This window comes from Sphingobacterium sp. xlx-96 (assembly GCF_011007365.1).
GTDB classification, from domain to species: Bacteria; Bacteroidota; Bacteroidia; order Sphingobacteriales; family Sphingobacteriaceae; genus Sphingobacterium; species Sphingobacterium luzhongxinii.
The window spans coordinates 149,915-168,525 of sequence record NZ_WFKM01000002.1 but is presented as its reverse complement, the minus strand read 5'-3'; the positions used below and the strand labels follow the sequence as shown (position 1 = coordinate 168,525).

Here is an 18,611-nt window from a genome sequence, read left to right as displayed (position 1 = left end):
TCCAACTAGAATCTGGCCCTTTATATATTCGAGAGTACAGAGATCCTCCTTTTCTATTTATGGACGGAAGGAATCGCCTGTCTTTGTCGCTCCTGCATTGAGGAACTCTTGTAGTGTCGGATCGGTCTGTAGTGGGTCTTGCATCCTGTCATAGAAGGCTTGTAATACCTCGCTATCTACATGCTGCAGATCAAGCTGTACTGCACATAAATCACCTGCAATTTCATCACAGGGGGCTGTTGGACTTGTGATTTCGTCCGTGATATAAGTGTTGGAGCCAGAATCTGCCGCATTGAACCACACTGTGGTTGTTGCAATTTTCAATGTTTCTCCATTGATTTTTTTATCCATCGCTTTGACACCTAATATCAGTCCCAATACGAGTGATACCCCTGTTATGGCCTTCAGCCACGATTTTTTTAAATTTTCCATGTGTTTAGTTTTACTGTTGGTTACTCTTATATTTCAACTCCTAGAGAACCTTTAAGAGTGCATTTGCTATCGGAGCCAGTCTCTACGTTGTACGAAGCCAGAGCCGTCTACGCTGATAGTCCGAAACACCTTTTGGCCGGTGCGCCCTTCCCCCAGATTACCTCGCATCCGAGTTCCGCTGTACTTGCGTTTTGACAATACTAAGGTAGGAGAGCTGTGGTTGTCTGCCGTCTGTTATAACAGTTAAATGAAAATAGTTTTTATGATGGTTCTCGGCGGTTATTGAAATAATCTAATGCCCGATAATACTGCCTGTCATCACTGTAACCCAGTAAAGAACAAAGCTGCTTAACGGTCATTTTTCCTTTTACCTCGGGCAAATGATCAAACAGATACGCTATTCGTTCGTCGCGCATAACGCTGGGAATACTTAAGAAGATTTCTCTTATATCCAATTCATGCTGCTTCATAATATGGTAAATCTCATTTAATTCGGCGAATTTTCTGATTCCTGTCTTGAGGTCTTCATTGGAGATCATATAGATGGTACTGGGTTGTAGAAACTGTATAGCGGTTCGGGGTCTGCTTTTGCTGAATATGTGCTTTGTACCCACAAAGTAATGATTGGTAGGGCATAGCTTTATCAATTTTGAGTTTCCTTTCTTGTCGATAATTTGATGGCCCACCAATCCCTCTAATAAAAAACACCAATTGTGTTTTGTCTCATGTTGAAAGAGGAAATATGCGTTTTTGGAGAAATACATTATTTTTCCATATTGTCGCAAATACTCTTTTGCTTTTGTTGTCAGAAGACCGTATTTCTCCAAATATTTCTCAATCCTATCCATAATTCTGCTTTTTCGTTTAAAAATCTCCCCACAAACCGCGCTCTAACCCATAGGGAGATTATAAAGGATGATCTGGGGCATGTTAGGTTTCTAGGTTGACTTTGTCAAAGCGATCGCGCCTTGTTAAAGTAGCATGACGTATATAATATTCGATTGGATACTGGGGTACAATTTTAAGTGCTTCCAGTGCTTTGTTGATCCGCTCTTCCATGGATCCTGATAGAATGATGGGGCTTATACCCATCTCCGTATAGGTGGCCAGCAGTCGCTTTTCGGATTCCATCCTGAATCGCTCGGAGGTAGGTCGGTGACCATCGGCTACAAAAGGAAACTCCACCGGCAGGTGGAAGAAAAGATCGTAGTGGCTCCGGGTATAGGCTTTTACCATGCCTTCAAAGGCTGTAAGTAGTTTTTCGAAATCGCGGTAGCTGCGGTAGTGCCATAGCTTTTTGAGCTTCATCTTCCAGGGGTACTCGTCGGGATAAGCTCCCGTGATGAGTCGCGTACTACCGTATAGCCACTCTTGAAGTGGACATCCATCAGAGATGAATCTTCCAGGTAGGCTGGCCTCACTACGTATACGGTCTTCAAAACGCCGCATGCCCAGAGTAATGAGTTCTGCATAGTTACATTGCCTGAGGCTCTTGCCCGGATAGAGTATAGGAAGAATCTCGCGCATGGTGAGCGCGTGGGTAGTGGATATGCCTGTTGCTTTTTCCAGTGCGAGACTGAGCGTGGTCTTGCCTGTGCAATAGGTGCCGGAGATGACGATGTTTTTCATAGTTGTTTTTATGTTAGTGACTGGTGACGCGTTACTGGTTTCGCGTTACGGTTCTGTACAGATTTAATTAACCCCACCAGCATTTTTCTTACTCTATCATTTCTATCTAGCAGTAAAGTTGATTGTTCTTCATTATAATAGTTTAGATTTTTTGCAATCAAGAGCTGGGTTTCCAGTTCCGAAGCACTACCTAACGCTATATATAGAAACTGTATGTATTCTTTGTTATGCTTTCTTGCAGCCCCCTCAGCTATGTTGGATGGTACAGATACTGCAGATCTTCTGATTTGATTTGTCAGACCGTAAGTTTCTTCCTTTGGAAAGTATTTTGTCAGTTGGTAGATAGCTGTTACCAGTTCCATGCTCTTGTTCCAGACATCGAGGTCTTTGTGTGTTTTCATATTTTAATTGGTTACGTGTTACGAGTTACGCGTCACTGGTCACTCGTTACTTGAAAAGCTACCTCAAATTTTCCTTCATAATTGCCTACTTTGCCGCTCAGGCTGATGAGGTTCCAGTGTTTGTCGCCTTGTTTTACTTCTCTGACCTGATCAAAAGTAAGGGTACCTTCTGTTGTACCTGAAAAGTGCTGCCGCTCGAGGTTAAGTGACATTTTACGTAACCAGATATTGGGACATTGTATGCGGTCACTTTTGTTGAGTTTATAAGCTAGGATCTGCATGAGTTGACCGAAGACGCGTGTGGCATCTGTAGAAAGTAGGCTCTCGCGCGAGCTGCCTATCCCCTGCATAGTGCCTTCAGTAGTGAGCTGCTTGTACTGAATATCGCATCCGATCTGTTTTTTTGCTAATCTGTACTTTATATTGTCTATCAGCAGCTCGGTGTGTTTGTAACCAAGGCTGTGCATATTCTCCATGTCCAAAGGCAGGGTCTCCTGTGACGGGAGATCAATAATCCGTCCGCCACCTCCATGATCCACCCCGATGATAATTCTATTTTTACCGATATTGATCTCAAATGTGGAGATTCTGCCCTGCATGCAATTGTCATCCCATTTACTATGTAGTAGCCTGCAGGTAAAAGGGTATGTGCCCATTTCGAGTGTGGTGCTAATGGTGAGGGTGTATTGGCATAGAAAGGAATAGTTTAAAATCTGCAGTTTATGCCTGCCCAACCTATTCAGTCCGTAGCTGGCTATTCGCAGGGCTAGACTGAGGTATTCGATACTGCCCAGATGGGGTGCCTCGTCGCGTGGACGTTGGGGGCCATAATAACCGCATTTTATCTTACCGGTTATCTTGCTATCCTCGGCTTTAAAGTCTACTATCTTGCTATTGAAGTATTTGAATCCTTCGCCGAAGTAGCGCTCGTCAGTATTGCCCAGTAGCCTTTCTGTAGCTGTGCGTTTTGTCTTTTTTGTCGTTTCCATATTTTTAAAATACTTGTGATAGACGAAGCTACTGTATAGATAGAAGCGGAAAAACCCCATTATACGGGGAGGGTTGAGCCGAAAATAAAATTGATCCCCGTGTAGATAGGAACTTTTTCCAAAAAGGGTAAAAGTTCCCCTTCTGGCGGGGAACATTATTTTGACTTCCTCTCCGGAAGGGGAAGAATAGCATAAATGAGCAAAAGTTCCCCAGATAATGGGGGGCTTTTGGGTTTTTATTTTAATAGTTAATTTGGTAAGTTTGAGGTTAACCAGATCAGTAACTTAAATCACGACGTTTATGTTCTACACCCAGAAAGAATTATTTGAGCGCATAGCCATACACTATAAATCGAAAAATGCCCTCTGTAAAACAATTGCAACAGCGATGAGTGCGAGTGAAAAAACTGTAGAAAAATGGATCAGTGCCGATACGGTGCTTAACTATGACAGGCTATATGATATCGTCAACTATTTAAAGCTGACTCCTATTGATATATTTAAGGATAACCAAGGCTGGGTATATTTTAAGTTCATGCCTCTGGATATGAACGATCTGGATAAATATTACAGTTACATCAGTACGCTAGCGCTTATGTTCAGGAGGTTGGCCGATAATAGGGAGGGGAAAATCTTCTTTATGGCCGATGAGATTCCGATCTTTCATTTTATGCCATTCAAGAATCTGACCTACTTTAAGCTTTACCAATATTACTGTGATATGCAAAAAACAGAGGATAGTCATGAGGATAATGTGTCGCTTAAATATGAGGATTTTGCTGCTGAGCTTGATAAATTGGACCTCGCTCCGCAGTTTGAAGCTATTCATGGTGCCTACGAGCAGATAACCAGTAGGGAAATCTGGGATGATACGATTCTGGATAGCCTGCTTTATGGACTTTACGAATTGAGGTCGTTGCATAGGTTTAGAGAGCCCAAAGTGATACAGTCTATATTGGCTGAGTTGAAAGAGCTGATCGAAAAGTTTAGAATAAAAGGCAACAGGGGCAAAAAATCTGCCGGTGTGCGTATAGATGTCTTTAAAAAACGTACGCCGGTACGCCAGGGGTTTATGGTGTGGAACTGCCCGGGGCAGGAATTCCTGAGTATGAAGCTGGATACTATAAATAGTATGCTCACTTTTGATTCGGAGATGATACGTATGTTCAAAAGTAAATTTAAAGCTGATATGGACAGGTCCAAGGCTTTTGGTATGGGAGATGTAGGTGAGCGTATTTCTTTCTATGATGGTCTTATCGAAAAAATTGAAAATACGATGGAGGAATTAGGGTGAGGATGGTAAGATGAGGGTGTTTCTTTTCAAGAAGGGATTTGGGGAAATTCACTGAAATTTAACTGGCCTTATCATCGTTTCTGCGGTAGCAACTATTTGTTCTGTGAGGTACGGATGGCCTGCGCTGCGCGCTCCAGAGGTGCTGCTGAGGCACATTCTTAATCTACCATGGAAAGATTCCTCCACCTACTGGCCGATCAGGCGGTCAGAAGCAATGACTTATTAGAAAACCAACAGCAGACCATTCGGGTACAACAGTCAATTTTAGAAAACCAACAGAAAGAAATGGCGGCTATGTCACGCCGTATAGAACGTATCGAAGACCTGATGCTACAGATGGCAGATATACTGGATCGTGACCTCTTGTCGTTGTTAGACCAGCCGCTGCTGTTCAAGCAGGATGTGATGGCCAAATTGGATATCTCGGACGCTACCTTTCGCAATTACGTAGCGGATGAGAGGCTCGATCCGATGAAGCTGGGTAAGATTGAGTATTTCTTTGCACGTGACCTGGCCAAGCAACTACTGAAGACCAAAAGATCGTCCCTGTAAATCAAAGCGACCTTAATCCGTAGACTGAATGGTGCCGGGGGTGGGGCAACAGACTTGTTGCAGCTCACAATGTGTTTTAGGGAGAAGCTGTGCGGTGTAGGCTGTTTGACAAATAGGTTCAGGAAGCTAACGTACTGCATGCAGTATCTGCCGTGCTGGTATCAGTAGGTACTGCACTAGCCTCAGTACCTGAGCTACTTTGATCAATAGCTCGTGTACTCATCCCGACAAGTGCGCTATCGATCTGCATACGCTGTGTACTGATGTGAGTAGTTCGCCTACTGATGTGAGTATATTTTGTACTGGCTCCCGAAACTGGTCTACTGAGATGAGTAAATCTTCTACTGTTATGAGTGTGTCGCGTATTTACAGCAGTGCTAATTGTACTGTTATGTGTACGCTGGCTACTGCTATGAGTGTGGCCCGTACTGATACGAGTACCTTACGTACTGAATACAGTAAATGCTATGTCTGTGGTTTTTTCGAGGTTTTGGGTTAGCGCGAATTAGCGTGAAATGTAAAGAATAGGCCTATCTTAAGTTTTGGCGCTAATACGCGCTAAGGGCTTCATTTCGGGCTTTTTGGGGCTGTATGTTTGTGGTGTAAAGGGGAAGTTAAGAGGTTACAATGTTACATAGTTATGAAGTCGTAAGGACAATGGTTTTATAGCTTTTATAACTCCGGCATGGTCGGGAGTACCTCCCCCATAACTTTCATAACCAGATAAAAAATATGGCTACAAAAATGAGAGCACTGATCGGGTTTGGCAGTATGCTGGACGATCAGTTATTGACAGCGGCGACTACAATAATAGCTGCTATGACAGGAAATACAAATTTTCCTACCCCAACACCGGCACTGGCCGATATTCAGGATCTGCTGGATGATTTTTCCGCAAAACTGGCTGCTGCACGTAAGCGTGGGTCGCCCGAAGATACGGCTATTAAAGATGAAAGTATCCCGGCGCTGGTGTCGGCCCTACAAAAGCTAGGGTACTATGTTAATTCCATTGCGGATGGACAGCTATCGGTGCTGTTAAGTTCGGGATTCCCGACCAATGCACCGACTACAGCTTCGCAGGTTCCATTTATCGTACAGGATGTAAGATTGTCGGATACGAACCAGTCGGGACAGGCGCGGCTGAATTTTGCTAAACAGGCCAATGTCCGCGTATATGAGTATTGCTATCGTAAGGTTAGTATACCCGAGGAACCCTGGAGTGACCGCATGACGACGACCTCATCGCGCAATAATACCATAGCGCCTCTGGATCCCGGACATTATTATGAGGTACGTGTACGCGCCGTCAACAGCAAAGGGGTAGGGGATTGGAGTAATACGGCGAAATTGTTGGTAAGGTAGAGGGGCGAATCAAATTGAGCACTAAAACTGAAACAAAGCTTCGCATAATTTCTAAGGTTTTATTATCTCAAGTTTGATTCTAGCATGTGGATGAGGAAGGTAGAGGGGGGAATCAAATTGACCTCAAAAGCTGGAGCCTTTTCTGACGAAAACTTCCTAGGCTTTCTCTGGTCAATTTGATTCTTAAGTTTTATAACCTCTATAACTTTCATAACGGTCATAACTTTTATCAATTAAAACATGAAAATTGAAGTTAAACGTATCAAACAGGGAAAGAACAGTACCCTGTCTGAAATCTATATCGACGATGATTTTTTTGGCTATGGACTGGAGGATTCGGTACGCGATATAAAGATCAAAGGATCTACGGCTATACCGGCAGGCACGTACAAGCTGCGACTGAATATGTATGGCGCTATGAATGCACGCTACAAACGTAAGTTCCCAGATATGCACCGTGGTATGATCGAGGTCCAGGATATCCCCAACTTCAAGTACGTGTATATTCATATCGGTAACTACTTCTCGGATACAGAGGGTTGCCTATTGGTAGGCGAGTACTTCAAACTGTGTGATGGCGATTATGCGGTGTACGATTCGACTAAGGCTTACAGGAGGTTGTATGAGATGTTGGTAGAGGCGGTGGGGAAGGGGGCTGTAGTATTGAGTATTGAGTAGCGAGTAACCAGTGACGAGTAACGATTTTACTCTTTTAGATAAAAAATATGCACAAAATCATCAAAAAAATAAGCCAAGCGGTACAGGTGTTGCTGCTGGCTCCGATCAAATTGCCGGGCAAGGCATTGAATATTATTAAATACGTCGCAGTAGGGCTGGGGGTATTGGAGGCGGTGACGAGGAAGGAAGCAGGAAGTGACGCAGTGACGAGTGACAAGGAGGAAGAAGGGAATAATGGTTAATGATAAATGGTTAATTATTAACGAAGGCCTATAGCTTAGAGCATATAGCCTATAGCATTAATAAATGAAACTAAACGAAATCCGTGCAGGTACCCTAGGTGGTACACTCTGTTCGATATGGGCTTCGATCACATTAGGTGACATGTTACAGACAGTGATCACAGCGGTGATAGGCACCGTAGTCAGTTATATCGTCAGTCAGCTTCTACAAAGAGGTAATCATAAGCGCTAGCTAAATAAAGAACAGCGCCTGAGCAATCGGGCGCTGTTTCATAATATCTAGTGTTGATTGTTGTTTTATTCTACCTTAGGAGCTTATGAATTAGCCCTTAACTCGATAGTCTGCCCCTTCTTCAAGGTGACGATATAATACCCATCTTTTTTGACGGCCCTATTTTGAGTTAAGTTTAAGCCCACAAGTGAATCTTCTTTAATCCGGAGGGTGCCACTGTGGGTAGCTTTAATCTTGACGTACTGTAGTCTTCCCTTTGATTTGGCGGCACTGACCAAAAAGCCACCCTCGGTCCTGAGGTCATCAAAAGAAACATCCTGCCAGCTGGATGGTGTAGCCGGGAAGATCTCGATATAGCCACTTTTGCTCTGTAAAAGCAGTTCGTGGATGCCTTGTGCAAAGGCAAAATTGCCTTCCAGTGTAAAAGGTCTATACGTAAAACCTGAATATTGACCGCCTTTTTGATCGCCGTTGAGATGAAAGGAGTTGATCGAACAAAAATTGCTGGCGAAGCGTTGTAGATTGGTTACCGCTTGTTCACTTTGTTTGGCCCTCGCATGTAGACAGGCCATCCATCCGAAAGAATAGCCGACCCAGGCTTTTGTACCCAGACTTTCTAAATGACGCAGTGACCGGGTGATTAGTTCATGGTCGGCGGCGTTGTTGATATCCAGTAGGGATAAGGGATAAATAGCCATATAAGGCGACATATGTCGATGCGAATGCTCCATAGCATGATCGACAGCAACCAATATTCCGCTTTCGTCTGCCGCAAAATCAGGTAGTTCTTTTTTGATTTTAAGCCAGGTCGCTGCTTCGCTACTTTGGTCAAGAGCGGTGCTTACCTCGGCTGCTGCTGAAAATATAAAGTGGGCTAGTCCCAGATCGAAATTGGTCCAATTGCTAAACCAGGCATCCACACGATTGTCGTTATACTCCGGGCTGCTGCTCAAAGGTATATACCGCTTTCCATCTTTTAAGTAACTGATGTTTTTCAGAAAGGTAGCAGCTTCAATGATATAGGGATACGCTTGGCTTTTAAGGAAATCATCGTCCATGCTGTATTTCCATTGCCAATAGAAATGCTGCGCTGTCCATGCACTTACCGTAGGAGAAAGGGAATACTGGATCCAGCCTCCCATGGGGTAGCCATTCAGGGTAAGTACGCCGGGGATATTCAGCCCCTCGACCCCAAAATATTGCTTGGTGTATTTCAAATTCTCAGGTCGGACTTTCCAAAGCCAGTCTGTAAAAGTTTTTGCTTCGGAAAGGTGATTGGAAGTATAAGCTGGCCAATAACTCAGTTGTGTGTTTAGATCGTTGTGAAAGTCTCCTTTCCAAGGAGGAAGTCCCCCATTATCGGCCGTCCAGACGGCTTGTAAAGTGATGGCTGGGGCTCCGGGGCGCGCTACGGAGCCTAGCTTGTACATATCCAGATAGTATTGCCTCTCGAGCAATGGATCTGGGATGGATACGCTGGATCTCGACCAGTATTCTTGCCACCAGGCTTGGTGGCTTTTGAGGAAAGATGAACCGATATTTGCATCCAATGTAGCCGTGGTATTATTGGTGATCGTCCAAAAGCCTGTCACTTTCGTCGCCGATACCTGCTTCCACTGCAATAGCACTTCAAAGTACTTGCCGTCATAGGTAGTTTGATGGATACGTTGCTGATAAGGATCTTTAGCTAGTTTTCCTTGGTTATAGCCCAGTCTGGAGAGACTTTGGCCACTCACTACCGATGCGGCGCCGTCATCGCGGTTGGTAGACTGGTATTGATGCGGAACCAAAGCAGGTACTGCACGTGCGGCATGGGCTCCTTCGATCTCAAAGTATCCGATAGGTGCTGTCGCATGTATGAAGCTTTTTAAAACGGTACCATTGTCAAAAGTAAGGGTATGTGTCGCGGTATGGATATCCAATATGTTGGAGGTCACTTTGCCCAAGGCCTTTAAATCAAATGTCAAAGCGGCTGCCGGAAGCTTGGTCGGATAGGGCGAAGCATCGTACGGCCGATCTCCCCATTGATGGACCACGGAGTAATCATTTTTTTTAACCTGTTGTACGACCCAGTTGAAATCGTGTTCTTCAACATTAAAAGCTTTCCTTTCGTCCCACAGGTCTGCTCTGTCCAGGGAAAAGCGTAAAGTATTTTCTTTTTGCCATACGAGGGCACCCAACATCCCATTTCCTAGAGGAATAGCTTCGTCCCATCGGGAAGCTAGATGATCAAATGCTAAAGGATGTTCTTTTGCTTTTTGAGCAGAGGCCGGTAGGCAGTGTATGCATATAATAAGGCCTAAGAAAATTTCTCTCATCATGAAGTCTATAAATGTGTCTAAGACAAAAATAAATAATGATTGTCTTCTAGGATATAACGATGTTACCCACTATTATTCCAAAATTAACATTTTTCGGAGCGCGTTTGTTCATTTGTCCCCCATTTGTCCCCTATGCGTGGTCTTGTTTTCTTTTATTTTGTTTTATTTTTGTGGGTACAATATCCAAACCAAACAAAATTACCATTATGAATAGAATCAACATACGACAGATGTTGTTACGGTGTCTCGGTCAATTAGCTTCCCGAATACAATCACGGATTGTAGGGGTCTCTTTTGCGAAATTAAAAGAAGAAAAACTCTTATTGTATATAGGCTAGTTATGACCCGAGTAGTACAACCTAACCCGACGGGGTGTAAAGAAATTGTATATTTCTTTGATCAGATACATCCGGTATCGCCCGATGCTGCCCAATTTTTACTAAAGAATACAGAATATGTCTTTATAAAAAAAGGCAAATTCCTCCGGAGCCCAATTGATCAATCCGATGTGGTGTATTTTATTGTCCAAGGTATGATACGAGGCTTTATCAAAGACGATGGCGTGGAGATCACAACCTGGATCAATGAAGAACGGAATATCGTAGGTAGTATCCGTAATCTGGGACTGGACTATGAAACGGATGAATACCTCCAGGCGCTAGAAGATACGCTGCTGATAGAAATCAGTCGTGCCTCACTGGAAAAGCTCTATGATAATTTTTATGAGGCAAATATTATCGGCCGCAAAATTCTTGAACTCTATTATCGGGATGCCGAAGAAAGAGCTTACCTGTGTCGCTTGCCTAGTGCAGAAAAGAGATATCGTCGATTTGCAGGAACTCGTCCTGCGCTCTTAGGTAGGGTGTCTCTTAAGTACCTTGCGTCGTATCTAGGCATGAAGCAAGAAACGTTGTGCCGGGTCAGGGCCAAGTATCAACCTTCTGTTAAGCGGTAGTTGTAGTATAATATTGCATCGATATGGGGTCAAAAAAGTGATGTAAATCACTTTTTTGACCCCATATGCAATTATAGGTTGATATATGTCAATAAATGCAATCGAGCTACAGAAAGGAACGTGGAAATAAAATACTTTTACATGTGTTTAGTTATCGCAACGGGTATCAGCATCCCTGTTTGAACCCTTTGCGGCATCTAAAGATCCAAACTACTTGTGAAAATATTAACTTGACTATGAATACACTATCGTCGTACCAGCGAAAGCAAAGGGACAGTTTGTTGTCCAGATGCAGGCAGAGAATAGCTGACTCGCTCCGCTATTTCGCATTTCTATTTTTTATGTTGCTCTATATGGGCACCGCCAAAGCGCAGACAACTCTTGCAGCAGGGGATATCGCTTTTATTGGTTATCAAACTAATGTGACAGCTCCTGGAGGTGACGGTTTTTCTTTTGTTACACTTAAAGATATGCCTTTTGGTGAGAAGCTCTATTTTACAGAACAGGGATGGGGTGGAAATAATTGGATGTTGAACGGAGAAATGCATTTAGAATGGAGTATTCCCTCAGGTATAACAAAAGGAACAATTGTAACTGTATTATATAACAATTCTACGACTAGTTTTTCCATCACTTACGGTACGCTGAATATTTTTCGTCTTGCAGGGCAAAGTCCCACAACCTCATTTTTATCTGGAGGGGATCAAATAATAGCATATCAATCTACGACGGGATTATTTGCTCCCTCTTCTCCGATTTTTATAGCGGCTGTCCATGGAGATTATAATAGCACCAACTATGACAATGGGACATCTTGGAACTCAAGTGTTAATACAGGGGCAGCAGAGAGTCTTGTTCCAACAGGCTTGACCAATGGGATTAACTGTGTGTCTTTATTCCCCGCTCCAGGGCCAGAGGTGGCTAATAGTAAGTACACAGGTACACTGACCGGAACTGCGGCTGCTGTGCGGGCGAGTATTAATAACTATCTAAACTGGGGGCATCATGCAAGTACAGATTTAGGGATTGTCCCTTCAAACTACCCTACTCCTAACATCACTGTCGGTGTCCCGGCTACGCTGACGACTACCGCTGCCACAAATATTGGCGCTGTAAAAGCTACCTTGGGAGGTAACGTAATACTAGATGGTGGCGCAAACGTGACGGATCGCGGTATTGTATGGGGTACCTCTGCCAACCCAACCATTGCGAATAATAAAGTCGTAATGGGGGCGGGTACGGGTGTTTTTAGTGCTACAGTAAGCAACCTGACTGCGGGAACCACGATACATTTTAGAGCCTACGCAACAAATGGTGCGGGGACAAGTTACGGTGCTGATGCATCATTTACGACCGCAGCAGCATTGACAGCAACAGCTAGTAAAACGGATGTGAGCTGTAATGGTGGTGGCAACGGTACGGCTACAGTGGTAGCCAGCGGTGGAGTGATACCTTATACCTATAGTTGGTCTCCGTCAGGAGGTATAAATGCTACAGCTACAGGACTTAGTGTAGGACCCTATACTTGTACCATTACGGATGGTGAGGGTACGGAAATAACAAGAAACTTTACGATTACACAGCCTCCGGCACTTAACGGAACAGTTTCTACAACTTCAGTTTCTTGTTTTGGAGGAGCTAACGGAACTGCGACAGTTACACCTTCAAGTGGTTCACCTGGCTATACATATTTATGGTCTACAGGAGCGACTACGCCTACTATAACAGGTTTAATCGCTGGTACTTACAGTGTAACTATTACAGATGCGAACACTTGTACCAAAACAATCAACAATATTACCATAACACAACCTGCAGCGGCTCTTAACGGAACAGCTTCTACAACTTCTGCCTCTTGTTTTGGAGGAGGGAATGGAACTGCTACTGTTACACCTTCAGGAGGAACACCGGGATATACCTATTCATGGGCACCATCAGGTGGTACTGCAGCGACTGCTACTGGATTGGCGGCGGGAACTTACAGTGTAACTATTACAGATGCTAATTCCTGTACTAAAACGATTAGCGGCATTGTAGTGGGGCAGCCTGCTGCCGCACTTGACGGAACGGCTTCTACAACAACTGTTTCCTGTTTTGGTGGATCTAATGGAACTGCTACCGTTGTCGCTTCTGGAGGTACTCCGGGATATACCTATTCCTGGTCTCCATCAGGAGGTACTGCTGCGACTGCTACAGGACTAGCGGCTGGTACGTACAGTGTAACCATTACTGATGCCAATTCTTGTACTAAAATAATTACCGGTATTGTAGTGGGTGAACCCGCTTCAGCCTTATCTGCTGCTACTGGTGGCGGAAAGACGGATGTAAGTTGCAATGGTGGCGGCAATGGTACCGCTACGGTAGCACCTACAGGTGGCACACTCCCATATACCTATAGTTGGGCACCAAGCGGTGGTACGAATGCCACAGCTTCAGGGTTGTCCGTCGGGGTATATACGGTTACCGTTACCGATGCGAATGGCTGTACGACAACACGTTCTTTTACAATCACGCAGCCTACAGCCCTATCCGCTGCTAATGGTGGTGGAAAGACGGATGTAAGCTGTAACGGCGGGGCTAATGGTACAGCTACGGTAGCACCGACAGGTGGTACACCTGCATATACCTATAGTTGGGCACCTAGCGGTGGTACAGGAGCTACTGCGACTGGATTGACCGCAGGTACCTATACAGTTACCGTTACAGATGCGAATGCTTGTCAGACCACGCGTACTTTTACGATAAATCAACCCGCTACAGCCTTATCTGCAACAATTGCTTCGACAAATGTTTCTTGCAATGGCGGTGGTAATGGTACGGCTACGGTAGTTGTCTCAGGAGGGACGCCAAGTTATACCTACAGTTGGGCTCCATCTGGAGGAACTAATGCTACAGCTACAGGTTTAGGGGTGGGTACATATACCTGTACGATAACGGATGCGAATGCCTGCTCTATAACACGCTCGGTTACTATTACACAACCCACAGCGATGTCGGCAGTGACGAGCAAAACAAATGTAAGCTGCAATGGCGGTAGCAATGGTACCGCTACTATAGTTCCTTCTGGAGGAACTGGGCCTTACACCTATTCATGGGCTCCATCTGGGGGGACTAATGCTACAGCTACAGGATTAGCCGTAGGTAATTATACCGTTACCGTTACCGATGCGAACAATTGTACAATTACTAGAGGATTTACAATTACACAGCCCACGGCCATGAATATTACGACATCGAGAACGGATCTGGCTTGTAATGGAGCGGCTAACGGTATAGCAAGCGTAAATGTTACTGGAGGTGTTCCTCCGTATAGCTATAGCTGGGCACCTTATGGTGGTACAGCGTCGATGGCAACAGGATTGGCCGCTGGAACATATACAGTGACGATCACTGATGCAAATTCATGTACAGCGACACGTAATTTTACGATTTTACAACCTCCAGCATTAGTGGCAAGCCCTTCGACGCATAGCAACGTCAGTTGCTATGGTGGGGCTAATGGTTCGGCAAAGGTAACGGTGACAGGTGGTACGCCAGGATATAGCTATAGCTGGGCACCTAGCGGTGGTACAGGAGCAACAGCTTCTGGATTATCTGCAGGTACGTATACGGTGACGGTGACTGACGCAAATGCCTGTACAACAACACAAAGTTTTACAATTACACAGCCCGATGCTCTAGTAGCTACGGCTGGTGCCCAGACCGATGTGAGCTGCAATGGTGGTAGTAACGGGTCGGCTACGGTGGCTGTTACTGGTGGTATTGCGCCATATACTTATTCTTGGTCTCCTACCGGTGGTGCGGCGGCTACGGCGACAGGTTTGATGGCTGGGACTTATACAGTGACGGTAACCGATGCGAATGCTTGTACAACAACGCAAAGTTTTACGATCACAGAGTCTCCTGCTTTAGTGGCGACGCCTGTTAGTCAGACTAATTTGAGCTGCTATGGTGGAGCAAATGGATCTGCGACGGTCGAGGCAACAGGCGGTACTGCGCCATATACTTATTCTTGGTCTCCTACTGGTGGAACGGCAGCAACGGCGACGGGTTTGATGGCCGGGACCTATACGGTGACGGTAACCGATGCGAACGCTTGTTCTACAACACAGAGCTTTACCATTACACAGCCTTCAGCTTTGGTCGTGACGCCTTTTAGTCAGACAAATATAGCCTGCAATGGTGCTGCTACGGGCTCAGCAACAGTTACAGTGGCGGGGGGTACAGGTACTTATACGTATAGTTGGGCACCATCTGGTGGTACTGCCGCTACTGCTACCGGTTTAGCGGCGGGCACGTATACCGTGACGGTGACCGATGCGAATGCTTGTTTTACAACGCAAAGTTTTACCATTACACAGCCGTCTGCTTTAGTAGCTACTGCTGCAAACCAGACTAATGTGAGCTGTTATAGCGGAGCGAACGGTTCGGCGACGGTTGCTGTGACAGGTGGTACGCCAGGATATACCTATAGCTGGGCACCTAGCGGTGGTACAGGAGCAACAGCAACAGGATTATCTGCAGGTACGTATACGGTGACGGTAACCGATGCGAACGCTTGTACAACAACACAGAGTTTTACCATTGCACAGCCCAATGCTCTAGTAGCTACGGCTTCAAGTCAGACTAATGTGAGCTGCAATGGTGGTGGCAATGGTGCTGCTACGGTGGCTGTTACTGGTGGTACTGCGCCTTATACTTATTCTTGGTCACCTACTGGTGGAGCCGCGGCTACAGCTACTGGTTTGTCTGCCGGTACGTATACGGTGACAGTGACTGATGCGAATGCTTGTACAACAACACAAAGCTTTACGATCACCGAGTCTCCTTCTTTAGTAGCAACAGCTGCAAGCCAGACCAACGTGAGCTGCTATAACGAAGCTAATGGCTCGGCAACGGTTGCGGTAACAGGTGGTACAGGGACATACACCTATAGCTGGGCACCATCTGGTGGTACAGCAGCTACAGCGACAGGTTTATCTGCAGGTACGTATACCGTGACGGTGACTGATGCGAATGCTTGTACAACGACACAAAGTTTTACCATTACACAACCATCTGCTTTAGTAGCCACAGCTGCTAGCCAGACCGATGTGAGCTGCAACGGCGGAGCGAACGGCTCGGCGACGGTTGCTGTGACAGGGGGTACAGGGACCTATACTTATAGCTGGGCACCATCTGGTGGTACAGCAGCTACAGCAACTGGTTTGTCTGCTGGTACTTATACGGTGACTGTGACGGATGCGAACGCTTGTACAACAACACAAAGTTTTACGCTTATGCAGCCTGCAGCTTTGGTAGCTACTGCTGATAGCCAGACCGATGTGAGCTGCAACGGCGGAGCGAACGGCTCGGCGACTGTTGGAGTGACAGGGGGTACAGGGACCTATACTTATAGCTGGGCACCAAGTGGTGGTACAGCAGCAACGGCTACAGGATTATCTGCAGGCACTTATACGGTGACCATTAAGGATGCCAACCTATGTGAGACTACACAGACTTTTACGATTATACAGCCTACTGCTTTAGTCGCTACAGCTGCTAGTCAAACCGATGTGAGCTGTAATGGTGGAAGTAATGGTGCTGCTACGGTGGCTGTTACAGGCGGAACTGCTCCATATACTTATTCGTGGTCTCCTACAGGTGGGGCGACAGCTACTGCTACAGGTTTGATGGCCGGCACTTATACGGTGACTGTGACAGACGCTAACGGATGTACGACAACACAGTCTTTTACAATCATACAACCATCCGCTACTATCGCAGTACAGACAGTCGATGCGACGCTTGTCTTTGCTGGGGGAGCTACATTGGGTGGTGATATCGGTAATGCTGACTGCGTGGTTGAAAAAGGAATTGTTTATGGAACAATGCCTATACCTACGGTAACCGATAATAAAGAAATAGCACTAACAACGGGAGGTCAGTATCAGTTGCAAGTCAGCAATCTTAATGTGAATACCACATATTACTACAGGGCATATGCTATTATAAATAATGTAGTAAGCTATGGATCTGTCAAATCATTCCAGACGATTAAATATGATCAACAGATTAATTTCCCGGCTATAGCAACTAAAAACTATGGTGATGGGGTGTTTGCGCTGGGTGATAGTCATACGGATCGTGGTTTATTGATTACATATACCGCTGCGGATCCGACCAAAGTGAGTATTGTAGGCAATCAGGCAACTATCTTGATGGCTGGTACGACGGCTATTACCGCTACGCAATCCGGGGATCTAACGCACAACGCTGCAACTTCGGTACAAAGAACGATGACCGTGGCAAAGGCACCACTTACGGTGACAGCAGATGTCAAGACCAAAGTGTACGGAAGTAATGATCCGGCCTTGACATATATCGTAAAAGCAACTGACCTTAAATACGCTGATGCGGCGTCAGTAGTGTCAGGTAGTCTGGAGCGTCTGGGATTACAAAACGTAGGTAACTATACGATCAACAACAAAAATCTGACAGCTACCAACTATGCGATCAATTATGTGAGCGCTGATCTGACTATCACAAAGGCTCCACTTACGGTGACGGCCGATGCGAAGACGAAAGTCTTTGGAAGTAATGATCCGGCCTTGACGTATACCGTAAAAGCGACCGACCTTAAATACGCAGATGCCGCGTCGGTAGTGTCCGGTGGTCTAGAGCGTGCCACAGGAGAAAATGTGGGCAGCTACCTGATCAATAATAAGAACCTGACGGCTACCAACTATGCGATCAATTATGTCGGAGCAAATCTATCGATTACTCGAGCAACGCTAACGGGACTTAGCTTCGCTAACAAGGACTTTGTATACGATGGTACGACCAAGAGTCTACAGCTAGGCGGTACGCTGCCTGCAGGTGTGACTGTGGTTTATCAAAATAATGATAAAATCAATGCGGGGACTTATGAAGTGACTGCCGTGATTGCAGAGACACCAAACTATTTTGGCACAAGTTTGAAAGCGAATCTGTTGATCCGTAAAGCAACACAGGTAATTACGTTTACAGCACCTGAGGTATTACGTCGTGATGTCGGTAAAGTGGCATTGGATGTCCGTACAAGCAGCGGTCTGCCTGTGACATTGAATGTGGACGACCCAATGGTGGCTATAGTGACAGGAACCGATTTGGAGGTATTGCGCCTAGGTACGGTGCGTGTCACAGCTAGTCAAGCTGGAAATGAAAACTACGAAGCTGCAACAGCAGTAACGGAAGTGATTCGTGTGGCCAATGAGGAATTGGCTGAGCTGCCTATTATCGTCCACCCGGCAGTGTCTCCAAATGGAGATGGCGAAAATGAGTTTTTGATCATAGAAGCTATCCGTGACTATACAGACAACAAGGTGACCATCTTTGATAAGAACGGCGTGGTACTGGCTGAGATTGTCGGTTACGATAACATCACGAAAGTATTCTGGGGAACAGGACACCGAGATGGTACGTATTTCTATTACATTGATTTCAAGGATGGAAATACCTGGAGACGTAAAAAGGGATTTTTTGTGATTAAGAGATAAATTAAGT

Annotated in this window: 15 protein-coding genes; 8 read left to right on the top strand and 7 right to left on the bottom strand. The window is 45.4% G+C overall.

Annotation, left to right across the window (positions count from 1 at the left end; genetic code table 11):
- Positions 1-57: 57 nt before the first annotated feature.
- From G7B20_RS03665 to G7B20_RS03645, 5 genes are all read right to left on the bottom strand, one after another.
- Complete coding sequence (locus G7B20_RS03665; protein ID WP_164108680.1) at positions 58-432, bottom strand: hypothetical protein; 375 nt, start codon at positions 430-432, stop codon at positions 58-60.
- Between the two features lie 260 nt (positions 433-692).
- On the bottom strand, positions 693-1,280 hold the full coding sequence (locus G7B20_RS03660; RefSeq protein WP_164108679.1) for a hypothetical protein: 588 nt from the start codon (positions 1,278-1,280) through the stop codon (positions 693-695).
- 82 nt (positions 1,281-1,362) lie between these two features.
- Positions 1,363-2,061, bottom strand: a complete 699-nt coding sequence (locus G7B20_RS03655; protein WP_164108678.1) for an ATP-binding protein — start codon at positions 2,059-2,061, stop codon at positions 1,363-1,365.
- 8 nt (positions 2,062-2,069) lie between these two features.
- Positions 2,070-2,462 carry a four helix bundle protein gene (locus G7B20_RS03650; protein ID WP_164108677.1) on the bottom strand — a complete coding sequence of 131 codons (393 nt, stop codon included), beginning with the start codon at positions 2,460-2,462 and terminating at the stop codon, positions 2,070-2,072.
- A 32-nt stretch (positions 2,463-2,494) separates the two neighbouring features.
- Entirely contained in the window at positions 2,495-3,451 is a 957-nt protein-coding gene (locus tag G7B20_RS03645; RefSeq protein WP_164108676.1) for an AvrD family protein, read from the bottom strand.
- Between the two features lie 301 nt (positions 3,452-3,752).
- Between G7B20_RS03645 and G7B20_RS03640 the strand changes: the two genes are divergently transcribed.
- Together G7B20_RS03640 and G7B20_RS03635 are read left to right on the top strand one after the other, a co-directional pair.
- Positions 3,753-4,745 (top strand): hypothetical protein, encoded by a 993-nt coding sequence (locus G7B20_RS03640; RefSeq protein WP_164108675.1) that lies wholly within the window; start codon positions 3,753-3,755, stop codon positions 4,743-4,745.
- 168 nt (positions 4,746-4,913) lie between these two features.
- Positions 4,914-5,297: a hypothetical protein gene (locus tag G7B20_RS03635; RefSeq protein ID WP_164108674.1), complete on the top strand. Its 384-nt coding sequence runs from the start codon at positions 4,914-4,916 to the stop codon at positions 5,295-5,297.
- 118 nt (positions 5,298-5,415) lie between these two features.
- On the opposite strand, the gene G7B20_RS19575 is transcribed toward G7B20_RS03635, so the two are convergent.
- Positions 5,416-5,547 carry a hypothetical protein gene (locus G7B20_RS19575; protein ID WP_262886554.1) on the bottom strand — a complete coding sequence of 44 codons (132 nt, stop codon included), beginning with the start codon at positions 5,545-5,547 and terminating at the stop codon, positions 5,416-5,418.
- A 482-nt stretch (positions 5,548-6,029) separates the two neighbouring features.
- On the opposite strand from G7B20_RS19575, the gene G7B20_RS03630 reads away from it, so the two are divergent.
- The 4 genes from G7B20_RS03630 (at position 6,030) to G7B20_RS03615 (ending at position 7,811) form a co-directional block, all read left to right on the top strand.
- Positions 6,030-6,659, top strand: coding sequence for a fibronectin type III domain-containing protein (locus tag G7B20_RS03630; protein ID WP_164108673.1), 630 nt, complete (start codon positions 6,030-6,032; stop codon positions 6,657-6,659).
- 240 nt (positions 6,660-6,899) lie between these two features.
- On the top strand, positions 6,900-7,337 hold the full coding sequence (locus tag G7B20_RS03625; RefSeq protein WP_164108672.1) for a DUF5675 family protein: 438 nt from the start codon (positions 6,900-6,902) through the stop codon (positions 7,335-7,337).
- A 47-nt stretch (positions 7,338-7,384) separates the two neighbouring features.
- A complete protein-coding gene (locus G7B20_RS03620; RefSeq protein ID WP_164108671.1) occupies positions 7,385-7,579 on the top strand; it encodes a hypothetical protein in 195 nt (64 codons plus the stop codon).
- A 64-nt stretch (positions 7,580-7,643) separates the two neighbouring features.
- Positions 7,644-7,811, top strand: a complete 168-nt coding sequence (locus G7B20_RS03615) for a hypothetical protein (protein WP_164108670.1) — start codon at positions 7,644-7,646, stop codon at positions 7,809-7,811.
- An 83-nt stretch (positions 7,812-7,894) separates the two neighbouring features.
- Here the strand turns inward: G7B20_RS03615 and G7B20_RS03610 are convergent, their stop codons facing one another.
- On the bottom strand, positions 7,895-10,132 hold the full coding sequence (locus G7B20_RS03610) for a glycosyl hydrolase family 95 catalytic domain-containing protein (RefSeq protein WP_164108669.1): 2,238 nt from the start codon (positions 10,130-10,132) through the stop codon (positions 7,895-7,897).
- Between the two features lie 340 nt (positions 10,133-10,472).
- Between G7B20_RS03610 and G7B20_RS03605 the strand changes: the two genes are divergently transcribed.
- Together G7B20_RS03605 and G7B20_RS03600 are read left to right on the top strand one after the other, a co-directional pair.
- Positions 10,473-11,087 carry a Crp/Fnr family transcriptional regulator gene (locus G7B20_RS03605; RefSeq protein ID WP_164108668.1) on the top strand — a complete coding sequence of 205 codons (615 nt, stop codon included), beginning with the start codon at positions 10,473-10,475 and terminating at the stop codon, positions 11,085-11,087.
- A 236-nt stretch (positions 11,088-11,323) separates the two neighbouring features.
- Positions 11,324-18,604: an MBG domain-containing protein gene (locus G7B20_RS03600; RefSeq protein ID WP_164108667.1), complete on the top strand. Its 7,281-nt coding sequence runs from the start codon at positions 11,324-11,326 to the stop codon at positions 18,602-18,604.
- Positions 18,605-18,611 lie beyond the last annotated feature (7 nt).

Excerpts from the sequence above, each read along its gene's own strand:
- G7B20_RS03630 (WP_164108673.1), top strand. The coding sequence starts at position 6,030 with ATGGCTACAAAAATGAGAGCACTGATCGGGTTTGGCAGTATGCTGGAC.
- G7B20_RS03655 (WP_164108678.1), bottom strand. The coding sequence starts at position 2,061 with ATGAAAAACATCGTCATCTCCGGCACCTATTGCACAGGCAAGACCACG.
- G7B20_RS03625 (WP_164108672.1), top strand. The coding sequence starts at position 6,900 with ATGAAAATTGAAGTTAAACGTATCAAACAGGGAAAGAACAGTACCCTG.
- G7B20_RS03635 (WP_164108674.1), top strand. The coding sequence starts at position 4,914 with ATGGAAAGATTCCTCCACCTACTGGCCGATCAGGCGGTCAGAAGCAAT.
- G7B20_RS03665 (WP_164108680.1), bottom strand. The coding sequence starts at position 432 with ATGGAAAATTTAAAAAAATCGTGGCTGAAGGCCATAACAGGGGTATCA.
- G7B20_RS03605 (WP_164108668.1), top strand. The coding sequence starts at position 10,473 with ATGACCCGAGTAGTACAACCTAACCCGACGGGGTGTAAAGAAATTGTA.
- G7B20_RS03640 (WP_164108675.1), top strand. The coding sequence starts at position 3,753 with ATGTTCTACACCCAGAAAGAATTATTTGAGCGCATAGCCATACACTAT.
- G7B20_RS03610 (WP_164108669.1), bottom strand. The coding sequence starts at position 10,132 with ATGATGAGAGAAATTTTCTTAGGCCTTATTATATGCATACACTGCCTA.
- G7B20_RS19575 (WP_262886554.1), bottom strand. The coding sequence starts at position 5,547 with ATGCAGATCGATAGCGCACTTGTCGGGATGAGTACACGAGCTATTGAT.
- G7B20_RS03645 (WP_164108676.1), bottom strand. The coding sequence starts at position 3,451 with ATGGAAACGACAAAAAAGACAAAACGCACAGCTACAGAAAGGCTACTG.
- G7B20_RS03660 (WP_164108679.1), bottom strand. The coding sequence starts at position 1,280 with ATGGATAGGATTGAGAAATATTTGGAGAAATACGGTCTTCTGACAACA.
- G7B20_RS03615 (WP_164108670.1), top strand. The coding sequence starts at position 7,644 with ATGAAACTAAACGAAATCCGTGCAGGTACCCTAGGTGGTACACTCTGT.
- G7B20_RS03620 (WP_164108671.1), top strand. The coding sequence starts at position 7,385 with ATGCACAAAATCATCAAAAAAATAAGCCAAGCGGTACAGGTGTTGCTG.
- G7B20_RS03600 (WP_164108667.1), top strand. The coding sequence starts at position 11,324 with ATGAATACACTATCGTCGTACCAGCGAAAGCAAAGGGACAGTTTGTTG.
- G7B20_RS03650 (WP_164108677.1), bottom strand. The coding sequence starts at position 2,462 with ATGAAAACACACAAAGACCTCGATGTCTGGAACAAGAGCATGGAACTG.